Here is a 20,676-nt window from a genome sequence, read left to right as displayed (position 1 = left end):
TCGTCATCTTCCGTCTCCTCAGGACGCCAGTTTATCGGCGCCGCTGGCCTTTTGTTTTAGCCAGGCGTCAATCTGCTCCGCCGCATCACGTCCATCACGGACAGCCCAGACAACAAGCGAGGCCCCGCGGACGATATCGCCGGCCGCGAAAACACCGTCAACGCTCGTCATCATCGACTTCCAGTCAATCGCAATCGTCCCCCAGCGTGAGACCTTCAGCCGAGGCTCGGCAAACATGCCCGGAATATCTTCGGGATCAAAACCGAGCGCCTTGATCACCATATCGGCAGGTTTCGAGAAACCCGAGCCGTCGATCGGCTGCGGTACCCGCCTGCCGGTGGCATCCGGCTGGCCAAGATGAATTTTCGAACAGCGGACCGCCTCGACATGGCCATCGCCGTCAAATCCGTCCGGCTGGGTCAACCATTCAAAGACCACGCCTTCTTCTTCGGCATTCATGACTTCGCGCACCGACCCCGGCATATTGGCGCGATCACGACGATAAAGACAGGTGACGCTGGCGGCCTCCTGACGGATGGCCGTCCGCACGCAATCCATGGCCGTGTCACCGCCGCCGATCACCACCACATTGCGGCCTTTGGCGGAATAGGTTTCCTTTTCATCGGCACTCAATTCATCGCCCATGCCAAGCCGGTTGGATGCCGTCAGGTAATCGAGGGCCGGGATGATCCCCTTTTGCCCATCGCCATCGGTATCAAGATCGCGGGCCTTGTAGACGCCGGTTGCAATCAGCACCGCGTCATGCGCGTCCCGGATCGCGCTGAAACTTGTATCCTTGCCGATCTCGCAGTTGAGGGTGAATTTGACCCCGGCATCCCTGAGCAGACGTTCCCGCCGCTCAACAACATGCTTTTCAAGCTTGAAGCCGGGAATTCCATAGATCAGCAGCCCGCCAACCCTGTCATAGCGATCATAGATCTCAATCTGGTACCCGCGTCGGCGCAGGAGATCGGCTGCCGCCAGCCCCGCCGGGCCGGCGCCGATGATCCCGATGCTCTGCGGGCGCTCTTCGCGTGGAAGCGGCGGCTTGACCCAGCCATTTTCAAAAGCGGTTTCGGTTATGTGTTTTTCCACCGCGCCGATGGTGACCGATTCAAATCCTTTCTCAAGCACGCAATTGCCTTCACACAGGCGATCCTGCGGGCAGATACGGCCGCAGATCTCCGGAAAGGTGTTGGTGGCCGACGAAACTTCCCATGCTTCCTTCATCCGGCCTTCGGCGGTCAGCATCAGCCAGTCCGGGATATTGTTGTGCAGCGGGCAGTTTGTCTGGCAGAACGGCACCCCGCATTGCGAGCACCGCGAGGCCTGCATCGTTGCGGCGGTTTCCGAGAACGCATCATAGATTTCATCGAAATCATCCTTTCGCGCATCCGCGGCGCGTTTCTCCGGCATGGCTTTGCCGGTATGAACAAACTGAAGCATGCGATCGGTCGTCATCACTCAATCCTCAACGTGGAATTTATCTGGAAGAGTTCTCGTACCGGGTTACCCGTACATGCCCATCATATAGGCGCCGCTGTAAAAGGTCAACATATTTACCCTTTTTAGGATATTGGCGCCAATTCTGACCATCAAGGACCCATGAATTTGTGATCTTTTGTATATTTTAGGCCCGATTCGGACCTTTTAGTGAGGGTAAAGAAGAACCATAAAGTATCAGAACCGGGAAAGAAATTGCCGGAAGGATGATTTTGTGCGATACAGACAGGAAATGAAGTGAGACAAGTCAGGGCATGATTGAGCAGATCCTTCTAATTGCCGTTCTTCAGGGCATCACCGAATTCCTGCCAATTTCGTCTTCCGGCCATCTCAACCTCTTGCATGGCCTCTCGATCCAGCCTGATCAGGGGCTGACCATGGATGTTGCCGTACATATGGGCACGCTGGTGGCCGTCGTGATCTACAACTGGCGGGATATCACCCGCATGTTCATTTCCTTCTTCACCTTCGGTCGGCAATACAGGGAATTTTACGGGGTTTCGGTTTCCGCTCTCATCGCCACTATTCCTGTACTTGTAGCGGGCTTCCTCTTGAACCGGAACCATGCGCTTCTTGAAATCCTGCGGAGTGTCGAAGTCATCGCCTGGGCCACGCTCATCTTCGGTATTGTGCTGGGCATTGCTGACCGTTCAACAGGTCATCGCCGATTAACTACAACAAGCATGCTGGATGCCGTCATCATCGGGCTTGCGCAGGTCCTGGCCCTGATCCCGGGGACAAGCCGTTCCGGCATCACCATGACCGCCGCCCGCGGCATGGGGCTCAGCCGCCGCGCCGCCGCCAGATTTTCCATGATCCTTTCGATCCCGGTCATCCTCGGGTCAGGCGTGCTCAAGGGGATTGATCTGCTGGCCGTGGGGGGCGGCGAAAAATGGGTGGAAATCACCCTTGCCGCCGTCATTGCCATGGTGGTGGCGCTGGGTTCCATCAACGTCATGATGGCCATCCTCGCGCGCGTCGGATTCATGCCTTTCGTGATCTACCGGATCATTCTTGGCGGTGCTCTTCTCGGCATGGTCTATTTCGTCTAGCGGGAAGAGAACCTGCCGCCGGGGCGGAACCGTTCGAGATATCCCGGAACAACAAGGCTGATCGGGGTCGGCGTAATCCCGAGATCAGCGAGCCCCTTTGCATTGGCGCCGACAATATTATCAATCTTGAGTTGCTTGAGTTGATCGCGCGTCACCGGCGGATCCGGCAAAAGCCCCAAAGGTATGGCAGCAAGCGACATAAGCCCGAACGGAACCGGGATAAGGGCCCGGCGGCGTCTGATCTCTTTCAGGATATACGCCATGGTATCACGAAAGCTCATCTGCTCCGGCCCGCCAAGCTCAAAGATCTGGCCTTCGGTGCCGTCATTTGCAAGCGAAACCTTCACCGCTTGAGCCACATCCCCGACAAAGACCGGCTGAACAAGATTGCTGCCGCCGCCGATCACCGGCAGGCCGGGCGCCAGCACGGCCATTCTGGCAAATCTGTTGAAAAACCCGTCTCCTTCACCAAAAACAAGCGATGGACGCAGGATCGTTGCCTTCGGGAAAGCGTGATGCAGGTTCTGCTCCCCCTGCCCCTTGGAGGCCGCGTAGCGGATATGGGAGGATGGATCAGCGCCGATGGCCGAAAGATGCACCACTTTCTTAAGCCCGAGTTCAGCCGCAAGACGGCCGATCTGCCCCGGCAGTTCCGCCTGCAGGGCTGAAAACCGCTGCTGCCCGCTTTCGGCAAGAATACCGATCGTGTTGACCACCGCATCCGCCCCGGACATGATTTCGGTCAGTGCCTTTGCATTGAGGGCGTTCCCCGAAATGATGGAAATCTGCCCTACACCGCCCATGGGCTTGAGGAATTTGGCCCGGTCGGCGTTACGGGCGAGCACCTTGATGCGCGCGCCCTCTTCGGCCAGGACCTCCACGATCCGGCGGCCGATGAACCCTGTCCCACCGATGATGGCAATGGTTGAACGCTTGATTTCCATCCGTATTCCTTCTCATAAAACAGCTTGGGCGATATGTTTTTTTCACCTTAAATATATAGGGTGCCGGACGGGTTCTGCACAGGGTAATTTTTCACCGCCGCGAAGGAGGAAAACAATTGACAGCGGCGTTAAGGTGATTATTGTGGCCACAAATGTTCCACCCCTGTGCCCAGGTGGCGGAATTGGTAGACGCGCTGGCTTCAGGTGCCAGTGGCCGCAAGGTCGTGGAAGTTCGAGTCTTCTCCTGGGCACCAGTTTATTGTAAATTTATTAATTAAATCAATTAATTAAATTAATAATCGGATTTTATATCCACCTTTTTATCCACCTTTTATTTTGTTTTTTGATGGACAACAAAAGTACTACAGAGAGCCAAAGAACAGAAAAGGCAGAAGTTTTCCTTGAAAACTTGATAGCTGACAATCTGGACTAGATGACAAGTTGGTTATCTAAAAAAGGAAATGAAGCATTCGATGCGGATATGATATTTCTGCGTTTGAATAAATACCATTATGACAATGGATATAGATTCAACAAAACGACTGCAAAAATTGCACTGGATCTATTTTATCAAATGCCTGGCGGAAGAATTGCTGCTGGAGTTGTGTTAAATAGTTACATTGGAAATCAGCGAAAAATTCCAGTGTTTTTTTCTGAACTTCATTCAGACTTGCTTTTGCTTAATCTCGATAAGTTTTCTAACGCTATTTCTTACCGCAAAAAAGATAGGCGTGACTATCTGATGGCGTGGTTAACTCATTTATTGAGTCAACTCTTTCATCTACCATTGTCCCCACGTTCAAATAGAAAATCAGATATCGGAAATACTGCCGTTGAGATCGTTCACAATTCCCTAAGAAATCATTTTAACAATCATGGATTTGGGAATATTACTTCACGTGCAATTACTAAAGCCGTTGATCGTTTCACTAAGCGTTATCCATTTGTTGCCAACATTTAGCGTGCTACAAGGATAGTCGTTCATTTGTAGCACCCTAACTTCATTCCTCTTGGTTATGTTTTTCAGAAGCAACCAAGAGGTGTCATAATGAAATTTTACCGAGTAAATGATTTAGTTACACTAACTGGCTTGAGTCGTTCAACCATTTACAGGCTTGTCGACAAAGGTGAATTCCCAAAACCCGTCAAATTGAGCGCCCGCGTAATAGGTTGGGAGGAAGAGGTTTTATTCAAGTGGAAAGAAGATAAAATTTCCACAAATTTTGGCAAAATAGGTGATGGGGATGAGTAACACCGTCCTCAGACTCTCTTTACTAGCTAATGGTTTTCATCCAATTCCAATTCTGAATGGGACTAAAAGGCCCGCACTCAAAAACTGGAATAAAGATGAAGGTTATCCTACTAAAGAGGACATTTTGACTTGGGAAGCTAAATATCCCACAGCAACTGGTACTGGAGTGCTTTGCGGAAAAGTTGTTGCTGTCGACATTGATGTATTAGATCCAGACCTATCAACTAAAATTAAAAACGCAATTTTTGACCTTATGGGCACTAGTGCTCCCGAAAGACAAGGAAACAAGCCGAAAACTTGCCTTCTTTTCAGGAATAGAACCCCAATTACAAAAAAAAGCACTAATCGCTTCGGAACAGTTTTTTCGAAAAATCATCAAGTGGAAGTACTCGGAAAAGGACAGCAGTTGATTGTTGATCATATTCATCCAGATACCAATCAACCATATAACTGGCCGAATAATGATCTTGAACAATTAAAATTTGATGATCTTCCAGAAATTACGTCAGAACAAATTGATCAAATCATTGAGGCTTCAGAAAAAATATTCAGGAACGCTGGACTTATTTCAGATAAAAAAGAAGAAATCCAAAAAATGTCTGAAATTACATCCTGCAAGAATGATGAATACCCCGCCCTCACGGTTGAGGATATTGAAGACATATTGGCATTCTACCCCAATTCAGATCTTCCTTACGATAATTGGATAAAAGTAGCTATGTGTTTGAATTCATGGGGTGGGGAAAAAGGGCGTGAAATTTTTGAAACCTGGTCTGCTCAATCGTCAAAAAACGACCCTGAATTTACATCCATTAAATATGGACAATGCGCGAACCCAACCAGTATCACCATAGCGTCATTAATTTTCTTGGCAAAAAGAAATGGGTTCCAATTTAAGCAGAAAAGCTCGAACAAGCAAAACAACCAAATCGATGGCAAAACCAAAATTAAAATGTATGAGGGCAAAACCCATGAAACTTTGAATGAATTTGAAAAGGTAATGAGGGCATCTTTATTGGAATTTTATCGCTTTAATGGCCAACTTGTGGAGGTGCTAAAAGATGATCAAAAATGATAAAACCGAAAAAGTAAGAGTTCTCATTCATGACAAAGATACTCTGTTAGATCGCCTTGGAATTATAATACAGGGCATGGAGTTCAAACCAAGATACGGATGGGTCAATGCAGACCCTTCCCAACAAACACTTCGATCACTTCTTGCAAGGGGTAAATTCTCTTTATTGCCTACAGTAAGAACAATCTCACAATGCCCTTATCTGAACAGAAATCTAGAGGCAGAATTTAAATATGGTTATAACGCCGAAACTGAGGTTTTCTTGACCAGGGATGTCCCCCTTCTCTCTACCCTTCCCCACAATCCATCAAGAGAAGAAGCCATATCTAGTTTGTATTACTTGAGGGACTTTTTCAAAACCTTCCCTTTTGCAAGCGAAACAGACTTCAGTGTTGCTTTATCCGCACTTTTATCAGCAGTAAATCAGGTGAATTTAGACAATATCCCTTTACATGCGTTTAATGCTCCCGCGGCTGGCACAGGAAAATCCTTACTTGCTGATGTGATATCACTAATCACCACAGGAAAAACAATTTCAGTTATGTCCCAAGGAAAAGACGAAGCAGAAACAGAAAAACGTCTTCATTCAGCAATGCTCGCTGGAGATACATTAATAAGCCTAGACAATTGTGATGAACCGCTAGGTGGCGATGTTCTTTGCCAAATATTAACGCAACCATCAATTAGAATTAGACCACTCGGCGTATCCAAACTCATTGATGCAGAAAAAACCTGCATGATCGTCGCAACAGGTAACAACATGGTGTTTGAAGGTGACATAACCAGAAGAACATTGATCTGTGAATTAGATGCACAAATGGAGAGACCAGAAACAAGAAAATTCGATTTTGATATAAAAGAAAGAGCAGTTGCTGAAAGGGATAATATTATCTTTCATTGTATGATTATTTTTAAAGCCCATGGCACAAGAGCAAATGTAACAAAATCAAATACAACTCCCTTGGGCTCTTTCGAAAAATGGTCAAGGTTAATCAGGGATCCATTAGTTTGGTTAGGAATGCCTAATCCCGTTGATAGTCAGAAAAACATAAGAGCAACTGACCCTACTCTGTATGCTCAGCAGGTTTTGCTCGAGACACTCAAAAAGCATTTTGGTGAGGGAAAGTTCAAAACAAGGGATATTATGAATTCGCCTGAGTGTCGAAGGGATCAGTATCTTCTAGAGGCACTCGAAACGCTAGGTTGTATAAATAGAGGTGAAATTAGCACAGCATCAGTTGGCAGGCATTTGAAGAAGATAAAAAGTAAAATAATCAATGGATTACAACTAATTCAAGTTGGCCAAAGCGGCAATGCTGTTGACTGGAAGATTTGCACAATGGGTTAGGATAGTTAGGATAGTTAGGTCATTACATCCTGTTTATTTTTAAAATCATCAAACTGATGTGTTTCATCTATTTTTTATGTAGTCAAAAAACCCAACTAACCTAACTAACCTAACCATGCTCATATTTGCTAATCAATAACACCAGCAGCACGTAGCCTAATTTCAATCATTTTTGTCCTTGCCCAGAACTCTTTCGAAATTTTCGCATTTTCTTTTCGTTTTAAAATTTTATCTTTTGTATATTCACCATGCTTGGTATTTGCTTTTGTAATCATTGCACGTCCAGTATCTGTTTTAGGGCCTGTGCTTGCTCCACCATGTAGTCTGCAACGGCCATTCTTCTTATTGGCGGGGCGTTGGCACGCAGTGCCTCGACGGGTTTTAGCACCACATCTTTGGCCGGGCCAATCAGCCCCAAAACGACATTCTATACCTATTTTTACGTTACCTTTTGCTATCATTTATAACACCCCGACTAAGGGTATTATTATATCAAATTATATGACTATCCGTAAGTCGCCACACATAGGGCGCGCAACCGCCGTTATTTGCACCTTGATTTTACGTGGATGTAGATGCTTTATACCGCATCGCTGGTCAGGCCAATCAGCACCAAAACGCCATTCAATACCTATTTTTAGGTTACCTTTTGCTATCATTTATTACACCCCGATTAAGTGTATTATTATACCAAAAGAAGTTGTCACCTGTAAGGCATCTCGCACTAAACGCCCTGACCATAATGCAATAATATTGACCACAGAAAATTTATTTATTACGATAATTCAATTCGGATATAGGCTTTACATATCCGATATACAAAAGGGCTTATAACGCTTTTATGCTCCAGCCCAACATTCATAATTCGCTCCGTCAATCATAGTGCGCATGGTTATGTACTGTAATCCGCTCATTTGATTGAATAACTTTGACAAATGCATTTTGTCTTAGTGTTTAATGTATGTTGGGAAACAAAATGTCAGACCTTGAATATGACTTCGGTAAGGAATTAGCAGGTTATAAGTCTATAATGGATGGCGGTGAGTCAGACGTTATTCCGGTTACAACACAGATGGCAGAGTTCTGCATGGCTTATGGTGGACACAACGGCCATGAGTTTTTCCGTAACCCTGAATTATTTGTTCGCGGCAGCCTGGATGTGCAGAAAGAGATGGGTTTTCATGTCCCTGATATGGTTTGGGATGTCTATTCCGTCGAAGCAGAAGCCTTGGGCGGGAAAATGGCATGGTTTGACACCCTATATCCTGCACTGGATAATACAGAAGTCATCATAGCCAATGAAAAAGATCTTGCTAAGGCAAAAGCACCTGATCCGCTGAAAACAGCGCGCATGCCATGGGTGATGGAAGTCCTGCAGATTTGTCATGAACTCACCGGATACACCCATCCGATACATTATTGCTCACCAATCAATCTTGCCGCTCAGGTGATGCAATTTGAAAATCTAATCTTAGCCATGAACGAAAACCCAAAATTTGTACATAAACTACTGAACTTTCTTGTTGAGGAAGTTCTTGCACCTTACATCAATACCTATTTCAAAGTTGTTCCTGGAGCTTACATTGCCAACGGGAAAGATGCCGTAGGCTCTCTTCCATTCATCACTGAAGATATCCTCCAGGAATTTTCAGTTCCCTATCTTGATAAGTTAAGACAGCTCTGCGGCGGAGGCCGCGGTATCCGGTCAGATAACTGGTGGGGTGACAGTTTTGCTGAAAATATCGAAAATTACTGGGATGTGAAACTCCATGTGACGCCGCAATATCTGAAGATACAGGATCCTGACTGTTTCCGGGTAGGAACTGAACGGGCCCGCGCTTATGCGGACACTAAAGGCTGCGCTCTTAGTTTCGGAGTTGGCACGCTGTTGCTTCAGAACGGTAACAAAGAACAAATAACCCAACGGATACATGAATATATGGAAGTGGGAAGCCGTGGGGAACACGGAAAAAAATTCTTCCTATACTTGTGTTCGTTCTCAGCCCAAACGCCTCCTGAAAATGTTCGCTTTGCCATTGATGCCGTGAATGATTTTAACAAAGGCATTCGCCCTTACGAAGGTGAAGTATTTTCCGGGCCGGATGGTATTGCCCCTGAAATTGCCGGTGGCAAGGGCTTTATGGGAATAAACACCGACAATGCCGGAACCAGCGATTTCCGCAACGACAAAGCAGATCAAATTTATCAGGATATTTATCAGTCAGTTATGGATTTTGATGAGGACGCCTGCCCTGAACTGGTTCAGGAAGCCCTTGATATGGGCTGTGATGCGCTGGCTATTCTTGATGAGGGATTAATCCCGCCAATGGGTGAGGTTGGCGATCTCTTTGCTGCAGGGGAATTGTTTGTTCCTGAAATGCTTTTGGCAGCCCGCGCCATGAAAGCAGGCCTTGCTGTCCTGAAGCCTATTCTGACGGCAACCCAAACTGAAAGCAAGGGCACAATCGTTCTCGCAACAGTCTTTGGTGATTTACATGATATTGGCAAGAATCTTGTCGGTATGATGCTTGAAGGGGCCGGGTTCAAAGTGATCGACCTTGGCGTTAACACCAAGGCCGAAGTAATTATCGAAACAGCCCGTGAAGTGAAGGCTGACGTGATCGGCCTGTCTGCCTTGCTTACAACGACCATGCCGTTCATGCAGATGTCGATTAAGGAAATTGAAGAAGCTGGCCTCAACATCCCCGTTATTGTCGGGGGAGCACCGGTAACAGAAGATTTTGCTAATAGCATCAACGCCACCGGCTATGGTGACAATGCACCTATTGCCGTTGATATCTGCAAAAAACTGATCGGCGTCAGAGCCTGAATCAATTAATGAGCCCTGTTCTCAGGGCTCATTTCTGAAAATTCAAAGATAAAGAACAATTATAGTAACGACTGATGATGAAAAGGAAATTATAATGCAGGAAAACGCCCTTCAGATCATTGGAGAGAATTTCAACGCAACTCGGCGTATCAAGGCAACCAGCCCGCGAATCCATGTTGACGGCGGCAAAGCGATGTTAAAATATCGGAATCTTGCTGGCGATGATGCCTTTCTTGATGTCAGCAGTGTCTATCCTGAAGATCCCAAGGAATTACGCAAAACCCAAATTACACACATTGCCCAAGCCATGCGGATCAAGGATATGGATTATATTTCATGGATTGTCATGGCCCAGGTTGAAGCCGGTGCTACAATCATTGATGTCTGCATTGATGAAATTGCCGTTGACCCAAATGAACGCCATGAATGGATGAAATGGATCATCCCTGTTGTTCAGGGAATGACTGATCTGCCGCTTGCCATCGACTCATCAGACTCAAAGACGATAGAAGCCGGTCTTTCGGTTTATGACACTACCAAAAGCCGTCCTGCGATTAATTCCGTCAACCTTGAAGATGGCCGGCAGGATCTCATCCCCATGGCCCGCGAGTTCAATGCCATGCTGTTTGCCAATGCATCTGGCCGAGAAACAATGCCGAACAATGCAGAAGAACGGGTTGAGAATCTGAAGCAGATCATGAAGATGATGGATGATGATGATATTCCCATGAAAGACCGCTTTCTTGACCCTCTGGCTTTCCCCGTTGGTGCCGGTGGTGATTTTGCCAAACATTATCTTGATGCGGTCAGGATGATCCATGAAGAATTTCCTGATGTTCATATCTTTGGCGGCCATTCAAATACATCATTTGGACTGCCCCAGCGCAAGGTGATCAATGAAGCATTCTGCATTCTTGCTGTCATCGCAGGATGCGACACACTGATGATAGATCCTATTCTCAATAGTCCCGCAATTTTTAATCAGTTTCACCTCGCCAATGAGGCACTGATGGGACGCGATGAAATGTGCATGAACTACATCATGGCTCATCGCTAAATCGTTTTTGTCTTGTATTGAGAGACAGTCAATGCCTGAAACAGATATGGTCACGGTTACTTTCAAGAATATTGCTGATTCAACATCTTCAACGGTTGATTTGAAGGTTGCCAGAGGTACTCCAGTCCTTGAGGCTGCACTGAAAGCCAAAATCGATATCGAGACCACCTGCGGCAAACGCGGCAGTTGCCGTAGTTGCCGCATCAAAATCCTATCAGGTAAGGTTTCACAAGAAACCATGCAGGACAGGTTACAGCTTAGCCCTGAAGAATTGCAGGAACAGTTCCGGCTTGGCTGCCAGACCAAAGTGGAAGCGGATTGTGTCATATCGCCGTCTTCACCCAAGTCAGAATCAGGGCTTAAGGTGCTAAATGCCCAGCCCGCAGTCGATCTTCTGAATGATGGTATTGAAAGCGGCGTTGAAAAGTATTTCGTCACCCCCAAGCCCCCTATGGATGAAAATGAGGAAACTTCCGATCTTGAAGAAATCATCCGCGGTATTGATGGTGCCCGACAGTTAAAGCCAACCTTTGCCGTTGTCCGTCGCATTCCCGAATTATTGCGCAATGCCCGCAATGGTTTGACCGTGACTGTCTTTGACAACCTCATTGTTGATCTCGAACCAGGTGATACAACTGCCCATGCCTATGGCATGGCTTTTGATATCGGCACAACGACAATTGCCGGAAGTTTGCTCAATTTAAAGACAGGTGAACAGATAGTTTCTGTCAGTGGCGTCAACCCTCAGGCTGTTCATGGCGGTGACCTCATGTCACGAATTTCCTTTGCCCAGTTTGACGCCAAAAAACTGGCAACTCTGCGGGGCAAGGTCCTCACTGCAATCAATGATTTTGTTGATGAAGCCAGTACCAAGGCAGGAATTGATGCCGCCAACATCTATAAGATTGTTGTGGTTGGCAATACCTGCATGCATCACATGTTTCTTGGTATTGATACAAGTTACGTAGGGCTTGCCCCCTATGCGCCGGTTCTGCGTCAGCCGCTGACAATTCCGGCAGCTGAAATTCCACTCAAACGCGTGCCAAATGCCCATATCTGCACCCTCCCCATAATCGCAGGTTTTGTGGGTGCTGATACGATAGCTGCTCTCCTTGCCAGCAGACTTTACGAAAGCGACCAGATACAGGCGCTCGTTGATATCGGCACAAATGGTGAGGTTGTGCTCGGCAATAAAGACCGAATGATGGCCTGCTCAGCTCCAGCAGGCCCCGCACTGGAAGGAGGGGAAATTTCAAATGGTATGCGGGCCGCCATGGGGGCTATTGATGCCATTGAAATTGAGGATGATGTTGCTGTCAGAACAATTGAGGGTACTCCCGCTATAGGGATTTGCGGTTCCGGCCTTATAGATATTGTAGCCAAAATGCGAGACCGTGACCTTGTCAACAACCGTGGCCGTTTAATGCACAAGGATTTTGACACACTGCCCGAAACATTGGCTGAACGCTTCGTTCAGAATGAGAAAACCCGCGGCTTCAGGCTCGTGGACTCAAAAGACTCAGGCAATGATCAGGAAATCATTATTACGCAGACGGATATCCGCCAGTTACAACTTGCCAAAGGCGCGATTTATTCTGCCATCCTGATGCTGCAGCGCGTCATGAATATTTCCGATGCGGAAATAGACAAGTTGTTACTGGCGGGAGGGTTTGGAAATTATATTAATCTGGCTAGCGCAATCCGAATAAGGCTTCTGCCTGACCTGGAACAGGATCGTATTATTTATATAGGTAATGCCGCCCAGCAAGGGGCAGAACTGGCATTGCTATCAGAAACTGAACGACAATTGACAACTTCTATCGCATCCAGGATTGAACATGTCGCACTGGCCACTCGCATGGAATTCCAGGAGCTTTTTGTCGATGCCTGCGATATGCAATAACATCCATAACAAGGTTCAGGCATCATATAAAAGGATTAGTGAACGTTTATTTCTGGAAGATCCAGCCTGTTTCCCTGCCCTTTTGTTTGCGTACTTTACCAATAGCCTCACCACGGCGAAGCCAGGCCTGAACCTGCATCTGTTCAAGCCCGAAATATTCAGCAATTTCAGCTTCGGTTCTGATATTGGCGGCAAAAGTTTTAAGTTCTTTCATAAAAAGTCTGAACAAGCTGGAATTGTTTATTTCCACGAAATTATTCTGATCTCCCTGTCGCTTAAAACCATGATCCTGGTGATCAAGGAAAAATTGCTGCAGGTTTTCAGCATCAGCAATATCTCCAAACGAAACAGGTTGCAGACCAAGATGCATCAATGCCCTGTTACCCGGGGGAATATCGTCACTGTATCTGACAAAGGCGGGAACCCACTTCTTTTTCCGGTTTTCCTCCGCACCTTTCCAGACACCGCCGGTTCTGCGGGTTTCCGCCACCACTGTGATATCAGAAAGCGCATATTGATAGCGGTTGGCGCGGATCGCATTACCAATGGAAAATCCTACATTTGGAGCAAATGGGGTGATAAAAGTTATGCGGCCATTATCGACAGCCGTCTCATACCGAGGATGTTCAATCGCTTTTTCAAGCCGGTCGGACAGCACCATTTTAACCTGCCCCTGATTGGCCAGAACTGTCTGGATGGCCATTCTATCAACACCACGCATATCACTGGAAATTACAGTGATATTTTCATCAGCGCAGCGTTCTGCCAGTTTTTCAGAAAAGATCAACGCCTCAGGCGAGCTGCGTCGCGACCCGACAATGCAGAGCCCACCGCTGTCAAGCCCCTCACAGGAGCCAAATCCAAACAGCAATGGTGGACAGGATGTTGTCAGTCGGTGCTTGAGTCGCCGGGGAAAGAATTGATCCTGATCACCAAGTATCCAGATGCCACGCTGCAACCAGGATGTGATCAATTCATTGATTGCAGCCGAACGCCGTCGCAAGGCGATAACACGGCGCGCAATATCCACATTCTTGTGGAACAGTGCCAGCAGCGTTGCCTCAGGCAATGTGATGATATCCGACAAAAGTTTGCCGCCAGATTCCATTATATGACAAAGCGCACGAAATTCGCGCTGAGACAATGGTTTGAGTGGTCCATCCTCAGGCATGCGAAGACAGAGCAATGCTGTGATGCTGGTATGTTCAGACAGAGATTGCATTATTTCAGCCTGTCTCGCCTATATGTTCGGCAAATCGATAAACCCGTCTTCAGATTTAATTGTAGCATCAATGCGATGGGAAAACCGGCTTTTCAACTTTTCCGCCCGCATATCAGGAGCTTCATTACTGGGGAAAACATCATCACTACCCTGCTCTGTCATAGCAGCCCAGATGGCACTTGGTACAGAATAAGTCGTCTGGTTGTAGCGTTTGAAGAGAACACCGACACCGGGCGGCACTTGCAAAAACCCTTTTTCCACCAGCGCATCAAACAAATCTTCTTCATCAAGGGCAATTACAACACGCCTTTTGATCAGCAGAAGGTATTCCAGAAAAGCCCGCGCCTCTTCATCCAGTGCCTTAACAGACTCTTTCAGATTGCCAGCAATTTGCTGTCCTTCACGCTTGTCGACAAAACTTTGCTTGGTTGTTTCCGCTGCCTTGTCATAAGCTTCCCGTTTGGAAGCATCCCAAAAAGATTGACGCTGTCTGGAATTCGTCATGACCTGATCCGAACTAAAGTTAAACCATTGTTATTCTATCATATATTTTTCTATTCTTTGATTGAAAAAACACTCACATCACATACAAATCACTATCTTCCGAAAGGAACAATACGATGAATAGTCGTCGAGACCCGGAAGTTACAATGCAGTCTCTTGACGGCAGTAATAACCTGTTCCGGATGAACTGTGCGGCACCTAAAGTCGATTTGAACCGTGTGCTGAAAACATATGGTTACAAGGATCCCGCTAAGGTTCCTGCCAAGGTCAGGCTAGGCGCAATTGAAGCGATTGAGATCGCTCGCGGCCTGGCTATCCCTCAATCCTATATGACTGTAGCCGCGATCAGAAGTCTGGAGAAAGGCGTGATCGTTCTGGAAGACAACACGATTTTCACCTGTCCTGCCTTTGACAGGAATCTGGCAGGTTGCGATGCGGTCTGCATCTTCGTTACCACCTTAGGTGATAAGATCGACAAACGGATACAGCAGTGTTTCGGCGATGATTTTCAGCCCCTTCATGCGCTCTGTATCGGCACTTCCGGTTGGCTTATGATTGAATCAGTAACGCGTCTTTTCATGATCCATCTTAAAGAACATTTCTCACACCAAGACAAGACGCTTACGATGCGAATGGGACCCGGATACAGTTACCCCCATGGCAAGGGTAAGCGCGTTTCATGGGATTTGTCTGAGCAGCATCAGTTATTTAGTCTGTTTGCCGACATTGACCTCCCCATAACCTTGACCAAGGGTTTTTCCATGCAACCAAGCATGTCCCGTTCAGGCATGGCCGGATTGCGTTCACCCAAGGCCAGTTAAGGTTGTCTATGAAGATGGGGTATCCTTTGTTAATTCGCCCATGACAAGACGACTTTCTGTGAGCAGGTCTGCCTTTTCCAACTGTGGATAGGCTACTGAAGCAACACGGCCATTAATTTCCCTGAAGGAATGTAAAATTTCCAAATGCATGTTACTTGATTGTACACTTTGTCCTGAGCCTCTGCGAATACGCTCAAAATGCATTTTCTGACTTTTACGCAGTAATTTTGAAATTTCATCCTTGTTTTCAATGACCAGTTTCGCCGTATTGATTTCGATGGCGAGCAGAAGATTAGAAGCAATAGCGATATTGGCTTTCAGCTTTTCATGAATTTCCATCAATTCTTCTTCACCAGCAGTGGAAAACTGAATCCCTGCCTTTGCATCATCCTCGATACCGGGCAGCAGATTATTGACAATGATCTCGCCTGTACGGCTTAACTGCGTTGCATATTCAAACAGGTTGCGAACCTGCTTTTTTTGTTTTTTCTGCAACTCTATCGCAGACAGTGCTGAGACATAATTTCTGACCATATCAAAAGCATCTGACAAATGGTTGTTTTCTCTATTCAGCTCTGCCTGACTTTCATTGTCACAGTTTTTAAGCATGAGCATAAGGGGATTAATCATCGATGATACAAGATACGACATACGCAAGACTTCACGACGCAGGTTGGCCAGTGCCAGATCAGTATTTTCAATAATATTAAAATCAAGTACCGAACGATGATTGACATCTTTTGGTTCGCTGTTCTGCTGATCAGTGTTGATCATGTGTTCCACAAAACGTCCGACAGCATGTCGTAATGGCAAGGCAAGAATGAGGCTGGTGTTAAAGATCACGTGCAAAGCAACCAGCGCCTGGGCCTCGGACATGCCGCTGACATCGACCGATTGCATAATATTCTGCATTACAAAAAGGTAGATAACGGCACCTACTCCCCTGAAAACAAAATTTCCCCAGGGCACACGCCGCGACAGACTGTTCATCCCGCGACATAGCCAGACAGGGACGAGCGCACTGCCAAAATTGGCTCCCAGCACCAGAAAAACACCAGCTTCAAGGCTGATGAATCCGGTCGAAACAAGGGTCAGGATCATGAGAATTGTTGCGAGTGATGAATGCATCGCAAATGCCAGACCACCACCGATCAGAAATGCTGTGACCGCATCCTTTTCAAAAATTTCCGAAAGGAGGGGCAAAGCATCACTGGCAGCTATTGGCGCCACTGCTGTCCGTATCAGTTGAAGTGAGACAAGAACAAGTGCAACCCCTAGCAGCACACGCCCGATCTGTTTTGTTTTCCGAATATCTGAACGCAGAAACATTGTCCCGCCGGCAAACATCAGTAGCGGTGCAAGCCATTGCAGATTAAGAGACAATACCTGGACCATGATGGCTGATCCAAGATCTGCACCCACGACAATCGCCAATGCCGTTCCGAACTGCAGTATGCCCGTACCTGCCATAACGGAGGCCAGACCGGCCACAGCAATCGAACTCTGCATCACCAGTGCGATGATAATACCTATCATAACTGATCCGGGCACAGAGGTTGTTGCACTCAACCGAGCCCGGAAATTGGCTCCATAGGCACGATCAATACCTGTCTGGATCATGCGCACTGAATAGAGGAGTAGTGTTGTCGCCGCAAGCACCTGAAGCACAAAGGAAAGTAACCCCATCAGTTTATCTCCCTGAACCGGCTCCGGTTACAAGGATGATCATGTCCGGGACCAGGCAGTTAAAAACCACCTTCATTGCGAACAGGTCAAACATCAGAACACCAGAACATTGCGCAACATTGATCCTTCCACCATCATGTCAAAGGCTTCATTGAGTTCATCAAGTTTGACTGTATTGCTGGCAAGTTTATCGATTGCAAATTTGCCGCTCTTAAACATGTTCATAAACAATGGGATATCCCTGGACGGAACACAACTCCCCATATAACTGCCAAGAAGTTTACGTTCTTGCGCAACAAGTGTGAAATGAGAAATTTTGATCTCACGTTTCGGATTGGGCAAACCTGCGGCAACGGTGCTCCCTGAAACCGCTGTAATAGCAAATGCAAGTTCAAGCGCACCGGGAACACCCGCAGCTTCAATGGCAACATCAACACCGCCATTGGTAGCTGACATGACTTTCTTGATAATATCTGCATCCTTGGCGTTGAAGACTGCTGTTGCGCCAATTTCAAGAGCGCTTTCCAGCTTTGACGCATTGATGTCAATTCCAATGATATCTGATGCCCCTCCTGCCTTTGATGCCATTAGTGCACTAAGGCCAACACCTCCCAGACCGATAACAGCGACACTGTCTCCTACCTTCAGGGGCGATGTGTTTAATACAGCACCGACCCCGGTCATGACACCGCATCCGAATAAAGCTGCATGCTTGAACTGAATATCATTTTCTATTTTGACCAGTGAATGTTCAGAGACTACAGCGTATTCAGCAAACGCCGCAACTCCAGAATGGTGAAAAATGCGTTCTCCATTCAGATGCAGGCGGCTGTGCCCCCCGAACAGTAAGCCGGCGGCATTAGCTTCAGACGCAGGCATACACAGTGATGGTCGGCCCGTTGTACACATTCTGCATTTTCCGCAGCTCGCAACAAAAGAAGGGACCACAATATCCCCGACTTCAAACCTGCTGACCCCTTCGCCACATTCTGCAATCACCCCCACTGCTTCATGGCCGAGGACGATGGGCATTGGCTTTGCACGTTCGCCGTCAATTGCCACAAGATCAGAATGACAGAGACCAGCTGCCTTGATTTCAATAAGCACTTCATAAGAACCCGGCGGATCAAGTTCAACAGTTTCTATAGAAAGAGGTTTACTGTCGCGATACGGAAGTGGCAGACCACATTGCCTTAAAACCGCTGCTTTTATTTTCATACCCCTCTCCTGAAATACATCTGTAATTTCCGTACATAATCAAATCTGGTGTTTCACATAACGAAACTGACTCTTGAGGTAGGCCTGTGTCATCTCAATCCCGCCCTCGATGCCTATACCGCTATCCTTCCAGCCGCCAAGCGGAATATCAGCGGTATGGGTCGGGATATCATTGATACCGATTGTCCCCACCTGCAGGCGGTCAGCGAGATACGCCTGTCTGCGTTCATCATTGGTAAAAATATACCCTGCAAGGCCGTAATCGGTGCTATTCGCCTGCTTCAGAACTTCATCATCATCATTGAAACCATTGATCGGGACCACCGGGCCAAAAGGTTCAATCGTCATCAGGTCACTTTGTGGCGATACGTTTCTAAGTACTGTCGGCGGATAAAAATAGCCGGGCCTGTTGAGACGGGCACCCCCTAGAACAAGTTCTGCCCCACGTTTAACAGCATCAGCTACTAATAATTCCATCGCCTCGAGCCGTCGCTGATTTGCAAGTGGCCCCATGTTCACTTCAGGTTCTGTCCCCTCACCAATTGTCAGTGCTGAAGCCTTGGTGCAGAACTTTTCGGTAAAACTGTCAATAATATCGTCATGAATGAAGAACCTGTTTGGTGAAACGCAAACTTGTGCCGAATTGGCAAACTTCCTCGCCACAAGAATATCTGTGACATGTTCAAGATCAACATCTGGATAGACAATAACAGGGGAATGCCCACCAAGCTCCATAGTCGATGATTTCATATACTTACCTGCTTCTGACGCAAGCAATTTGCCTACAGGCACAGACCCCGTGAAAGTGATTTTGGCAATACGCTCATCCCGGATAAGACAGGATGAAATTGCCGCTGGCTCCCCATAAACAAGGTTGATCACATGAGGGGGCAAACCTGCATCAAGAAGGCATTGCAGCAACGCATTAGTGGATGCAGGCGTTTCTTCCGCCGGCTTGAGAATACAGGAACATCCGGCTCCAAGAGATGCCGCCAGTTTTTTTGACGGTTGAAGTACAGGATAATTCCAGGGGGCAAAAGCCGCAATGACTCCGACGGGCACATATTCGATCATTACACGCGCATCAGCATCGCGGGCAGCAAACATCCGTGAAGAAATACGCCGCGCCTCTTCTCCACCCCATTCAATAAAATCTGCCGCACGGGTAATCTCGACATCTGCTTCTGCGAGCGTCTTGCCATGCTCACGTGTCATCAGCATTGCAATATCTTTGCTTCTGCTACGGATCAGACCGGCCGCGTCTTTCATGATCGTCCCCCGTGTCCAGGGCGAGACAAGGCCCCAGTCTTTCAGCCCCTGTTCGGCAGAAACAAGGGCTCTTTCAAGATCAGCCCCGTTGGCCATGCATAGCTGGCCGATGGTTTCCTCTGTTGCTGGATTGATAATATCCTGCGTCTGACCACCACCACCTTCGACCCATTCGCCGGCGATGAACATCTTAAACATTGTTGTTTTTGCCATCGATGCGTTGCTTTCAGTGCTAGATGTTAACTTTCAGACCGTCATAGGCACATTCTTCAGGGACGCGGTTTGCCATTGCCAGCATTTCCGGGCCCATATGTGTGAGAATGATCCTCTTGGCATTGAATTCATCCCAATGTTCAACAACATCGGGATAATTGAGATGAAACCGGATTGGCTTTTCATAAAAATACGATTCACAAATGAACAGGTCAGCACCATCTGATACCTTTGTGACATGTTCGGTCCAGGCCGTGTCCCCCGAATACGCGACGATCTTGCCCCCTGCTTCAATGCGGAGCGAGGTTGGATGTGTTTTCGGTGTATGATCTGCCGGATATGGCGTGACGATCATATGCTCACCAACCTTATTGGGCTGATGGAGTTCCATTTCAACAAAACTAAGGTCAAATTTTGGTACCATGATATTACTGCCCGGCAACATACTCTCCATCATGTCCCGCAAGCGTTGTTCCGTATCTTTCGGGCCAGCGATAATGAGAGGCTTTGTCCGTTTCGCCGCCAGCATGGAATCCAGCAGCATAGACGGAATACCTGAACAATGATCAGCATGAATATGTGAGATTACAACAACATCAATGGAAGAATGCAAAATATCAACCTGTTTTAATGCAACCAGGGAAGTAGCTCCAAAATCGATAGCGTATCGCAGACCTTCCACATCAACGACAAAACAGGTGTTAAACCGCCCGCCAGAACCGAAAGCATCACCACAGCCGGCGAAGGTCACGGTATTTTTTTGCACTGTACTCATCATG

The 20,676-nt window shown here is 47.3% G+C and carries 18 protein-coding genes and 1 tRNA gene; 10 read left to right on the top strand and 9 right to left on the bottom strand.

What is annotated here, in order from left to right; translation table 11 throughout:
- Positions 1-18: 18 nt before the first annotated feature.
- The gene (locus AB8880_04485; GenBank protein ID XDZ66659.1) at positions 19-1,461 is read right to left on the bottom strand and encodes an NAD(P)-dependent oxidoreductase; all 1,443 of its coding nucleotides are present in this window, start codon (positions 1,459-1,461) and stop codon (positions 19-21) included.
- A 296-nt stretch (positions 1,462-1,757) separates the two neighbouring features.
- On the opposite strand from AB8880_04485, the gene AB8880_04480 reads away from it, so the two are divergent.
- On the top strand, positions 1,758-2,555 hold the full coding sequence (locus AB8880_04480; protein XDZ66658.1) for an undecaprenyl-diphosphate phosphatase: 798 nt from the start codon (positions 1,758-1,760) through the stop codon (positions 2,553-2,555).
- On the opposite strand, the gene AB8880_04475 is transcribed toward AB8880_04480, so the two are convergent.
- Positions 2,552-3,499, bottom strand: a complete 948-nt coding sequence (locus AB8880_04475) for a complex I NDUFA9 subunit family protein (protein ID XDZ66657.1) — start codon at positions 3,497-3,499, stop codon at positions 2,552-2,554. The genes AB8880_04480 and AB8880_04475 overlap by 4 nt on opposite strands.
- A 167-nt stretch (positions 3,500-3,666) precedes the next feature.
- Here AB8880_04475 and AB8880_04470 point away from each other — a divergent pair.
- From AB8880_04470 to AB8880_04450, 5 genes are all read left to right on the top strand, one after another.
- Positions 3,667-3,753, top strand: a tRNA-Leu gene (locus tag AB8880_04470).
- A gap of 179 nt (positions 3,754-3,932) precedes the next feature.
- Positions 3,933-4,460, top strand: a complete 528-nt coding sequence (locus tag AB8880_04465) for a hypothetical protein (GenBank protein XDZ66656.1) — start codon at positions 3,933-3,935, stop codon at positions 4,458-4,460.
- Positions 4,461-4,547: 87 nt separating this feature from the next.
- Positions 4,548-4,751, top strand: coding sequence for a helix-turn-helix transcriptional regulator (locus AB8880_04460; GenBank protein XDZ66655.1), 204 nt, complete (start codon positions 4,548-4,550; stop codon positions 4,749-4,751).
- On the top strand, positions 4,744-5,826 hold the full coding sequence (locus tag AB8880_04455; protein ID XDZ66654.1) for a bifunctional DNA primase/polymerase: 1,083 nt from the start codon (positions 4,744-4,746) through the stop codon (positions 5,824-5,826). Before AB8880_04460 ends, AB8880_04455 begins: the two co-directional genes overlap by 8 nt.
- Positions 5,813-7,174 (top strand): hypothetical protein, encoded by a 1,362-nt coding sequence (locus tag AB8880_04450; GenBank protein ID XDZ66653.1) that lies wholly within the window; start codon positions 5,813-5,815, stop codon positions 7,172-7,174. The genes AB8880_04455 and AB8880_04450 overlap by 14 nt, the downstream gene beginning before the upstream one ends.
- A 128-nt stretch (positions 7,175-7,302) precedes the next feature.
- Here the strand turns inward: AB8880_04450 and AB8880_04445 are convergent, their stop codons facing one another.
- On the bottom strand, positions 7,303-7,635 hold the full coding sequence (locus tag AB8880_04445) for an HGGxSTG domain-containing protein (protein XDZ66652.1): 333 nt from the start codon (positions 7,633-7,635) through the stop codon (positions 7,303-7,305).
- Between the two features lie 515 nt (positions 7,636-8,150).
- On the opposite strand from AB8880_04445, the gene AB8880_04440 reads away from it, so the two are divergent.
- The 3 genes from AB8880_04440 to AB8880_04430 all read left to right on the top strand — a co-directional run bounded on the left by AB8880_04440 (position 8,151) and on the right by AB8880_04430 (position 12,964).
- Entirely contained in the window at positions 8,151-10,004 is a 1,854-nt protein-coding gene (locus tag AB8880_04440; GenBank protein XDZ66651.1) for a cobalamin-dependent protein, read from the top strand.
- A 94-nt stretch (positions 10,005-10,098) separates the two neighbouring features.
- On the top strand, positions 10,099-11,061 hold the full coding sequence (locus AB8880_04435; protein XDZ66650.1) for a dihydropteroate synthase: 963 nt from the start codon (positions 10,099-10,101) through the stop codon (positions 11,059-11,061).
- 31 nt (positions 11,062-11,092) lie between these two features.
- Entirely contained in the window at positions 11,093-12,964 is a 1,872-nt protein-coding gene (locus AB8880_04430; GenBank protein ID XDZ66649.1) for an ASKHA domain-containing protein, read from the top strand.
- Positions 12,965-13,010: 46 nt separating this feature from the next.
- On the opposite strand, the gene AB8880_04425 is transcribed toward AB8880_04430, so the two are convergent.
- Together AB8880_04425 and AB8880_04420 are read right to left on the bottom strand one after the other, a co-directional pair.
- Positions 13,011-14,135: a DNA-processing protein DprA gene (locus tag AB8880_04425; protein ID XDZ66648.1), complete on the bottom strand. Its 1,125-nt coding sequence runs from the start codon at positions 14,133-14,135 to the stop codon at positions 13,011-13,013.
- Positions 14,136-14,204: 69 nt separating this feature from the next.
- Positions 14,205-14,690, bottom strand: a complete 486-nt coding sequence (locus AB8880_04420; GenBank protein XDZ66647.1) for a hypothetical protein — start codon at positions 14,688-14,690, stop codon at positions 14,205-14,207.
- Positions 14,691-14,806: 116 nt separating this feature from the next.
- Here AB8880_04420 and AB8880_04415 point away from each other — a divergent pair, with 116 nt between their 5' ends.
- A complete protein-coding gene (locus AB8880_04415) occupies positions 14,807-15,511 on the top strand; it encodes a hypothetical protein (GenBank protein XDZ66646.1) in 705 nt (234 codons plus the stop codon).
- Positions 15,512-15,517: 6 nt separating this feature from the next.
- Here AB8880_04415 and AB8880_04410 read toward each other — a convergent pair whose 3' ends face one another.
- The 4 genes from AB8880_04410 to AB8880_04395 all read right to left on the bottom strand — a co-directional run bounded on the left by AB8880_04410 (position 15,518) and on the right by AB8880_04395 (position 20,675).
- The gene (locus AB8880_04410) at positions 15,518-17,197 is read right to left on the bottom strand and encodes a Na/Pi cotransporter family protein (protein XDZ66645.1); all 1,680 of its coding nucleotides are present in this window, start codon (positions 17,195-17,197) and stop codon (positions 15,518-15,520) included.
- Between the two features lie 93 nt (positions 17,198-17,290).
- Positions 17,291-18,415 carry a zinc-dependent alcohol dehydrogenase family protein gene (locus AB8880_04405; GenBank protein ID XDZ66644.1) on the bottom strand — a complete coding sequence of 375 codons (1,125 nt, stop codon included), beginning with the start codon at positions 18,413-18,415 and terminating at the stop codon, positions 17,291-17,293.
- Between the two features lie 39 nt (positions 18,416-18,454).
- Positions 18,455-19,873, bottom strand: coding sequence for an NAD-dependent succinate-semialdehyde dehydrogenase (locus tag AB8880_04400; protein XDZ67019.1), 1,419 nt, complete (start codon positions 19,871-19,873; stop codon positions 18,455-18,457).
- Between the two features lie 43 nt (positions 19,874-19,916).
- Positions 19,917-20,675, bottom strand: a complete 759-nt coding sequence (locus AB8880_04395) for an MBL fold metallo-hydrolase (GenBank protein XDZ66643.1) — start codon at positions 20,673-20,675, stop codon at positions 19,917-19,919.
- Position 20,676 lies beyond the last annotated feature (1 nt).

The organism is Alphaproteobacteria bacterium LSUCC0684 (assembly GCA_041228335.1).
In the GTDB taxonomy this organism is placed as follows: domain Bacteria; phylum Pseudomonadota; class Alphaproteobacteria; order Puniceispirillales; family UBA1172.
The sequence above is the reverse complement of the archived record's forward strand: the minus strand, read 5'-3'. Positions and strand labels throughout refer to the sequence as shown.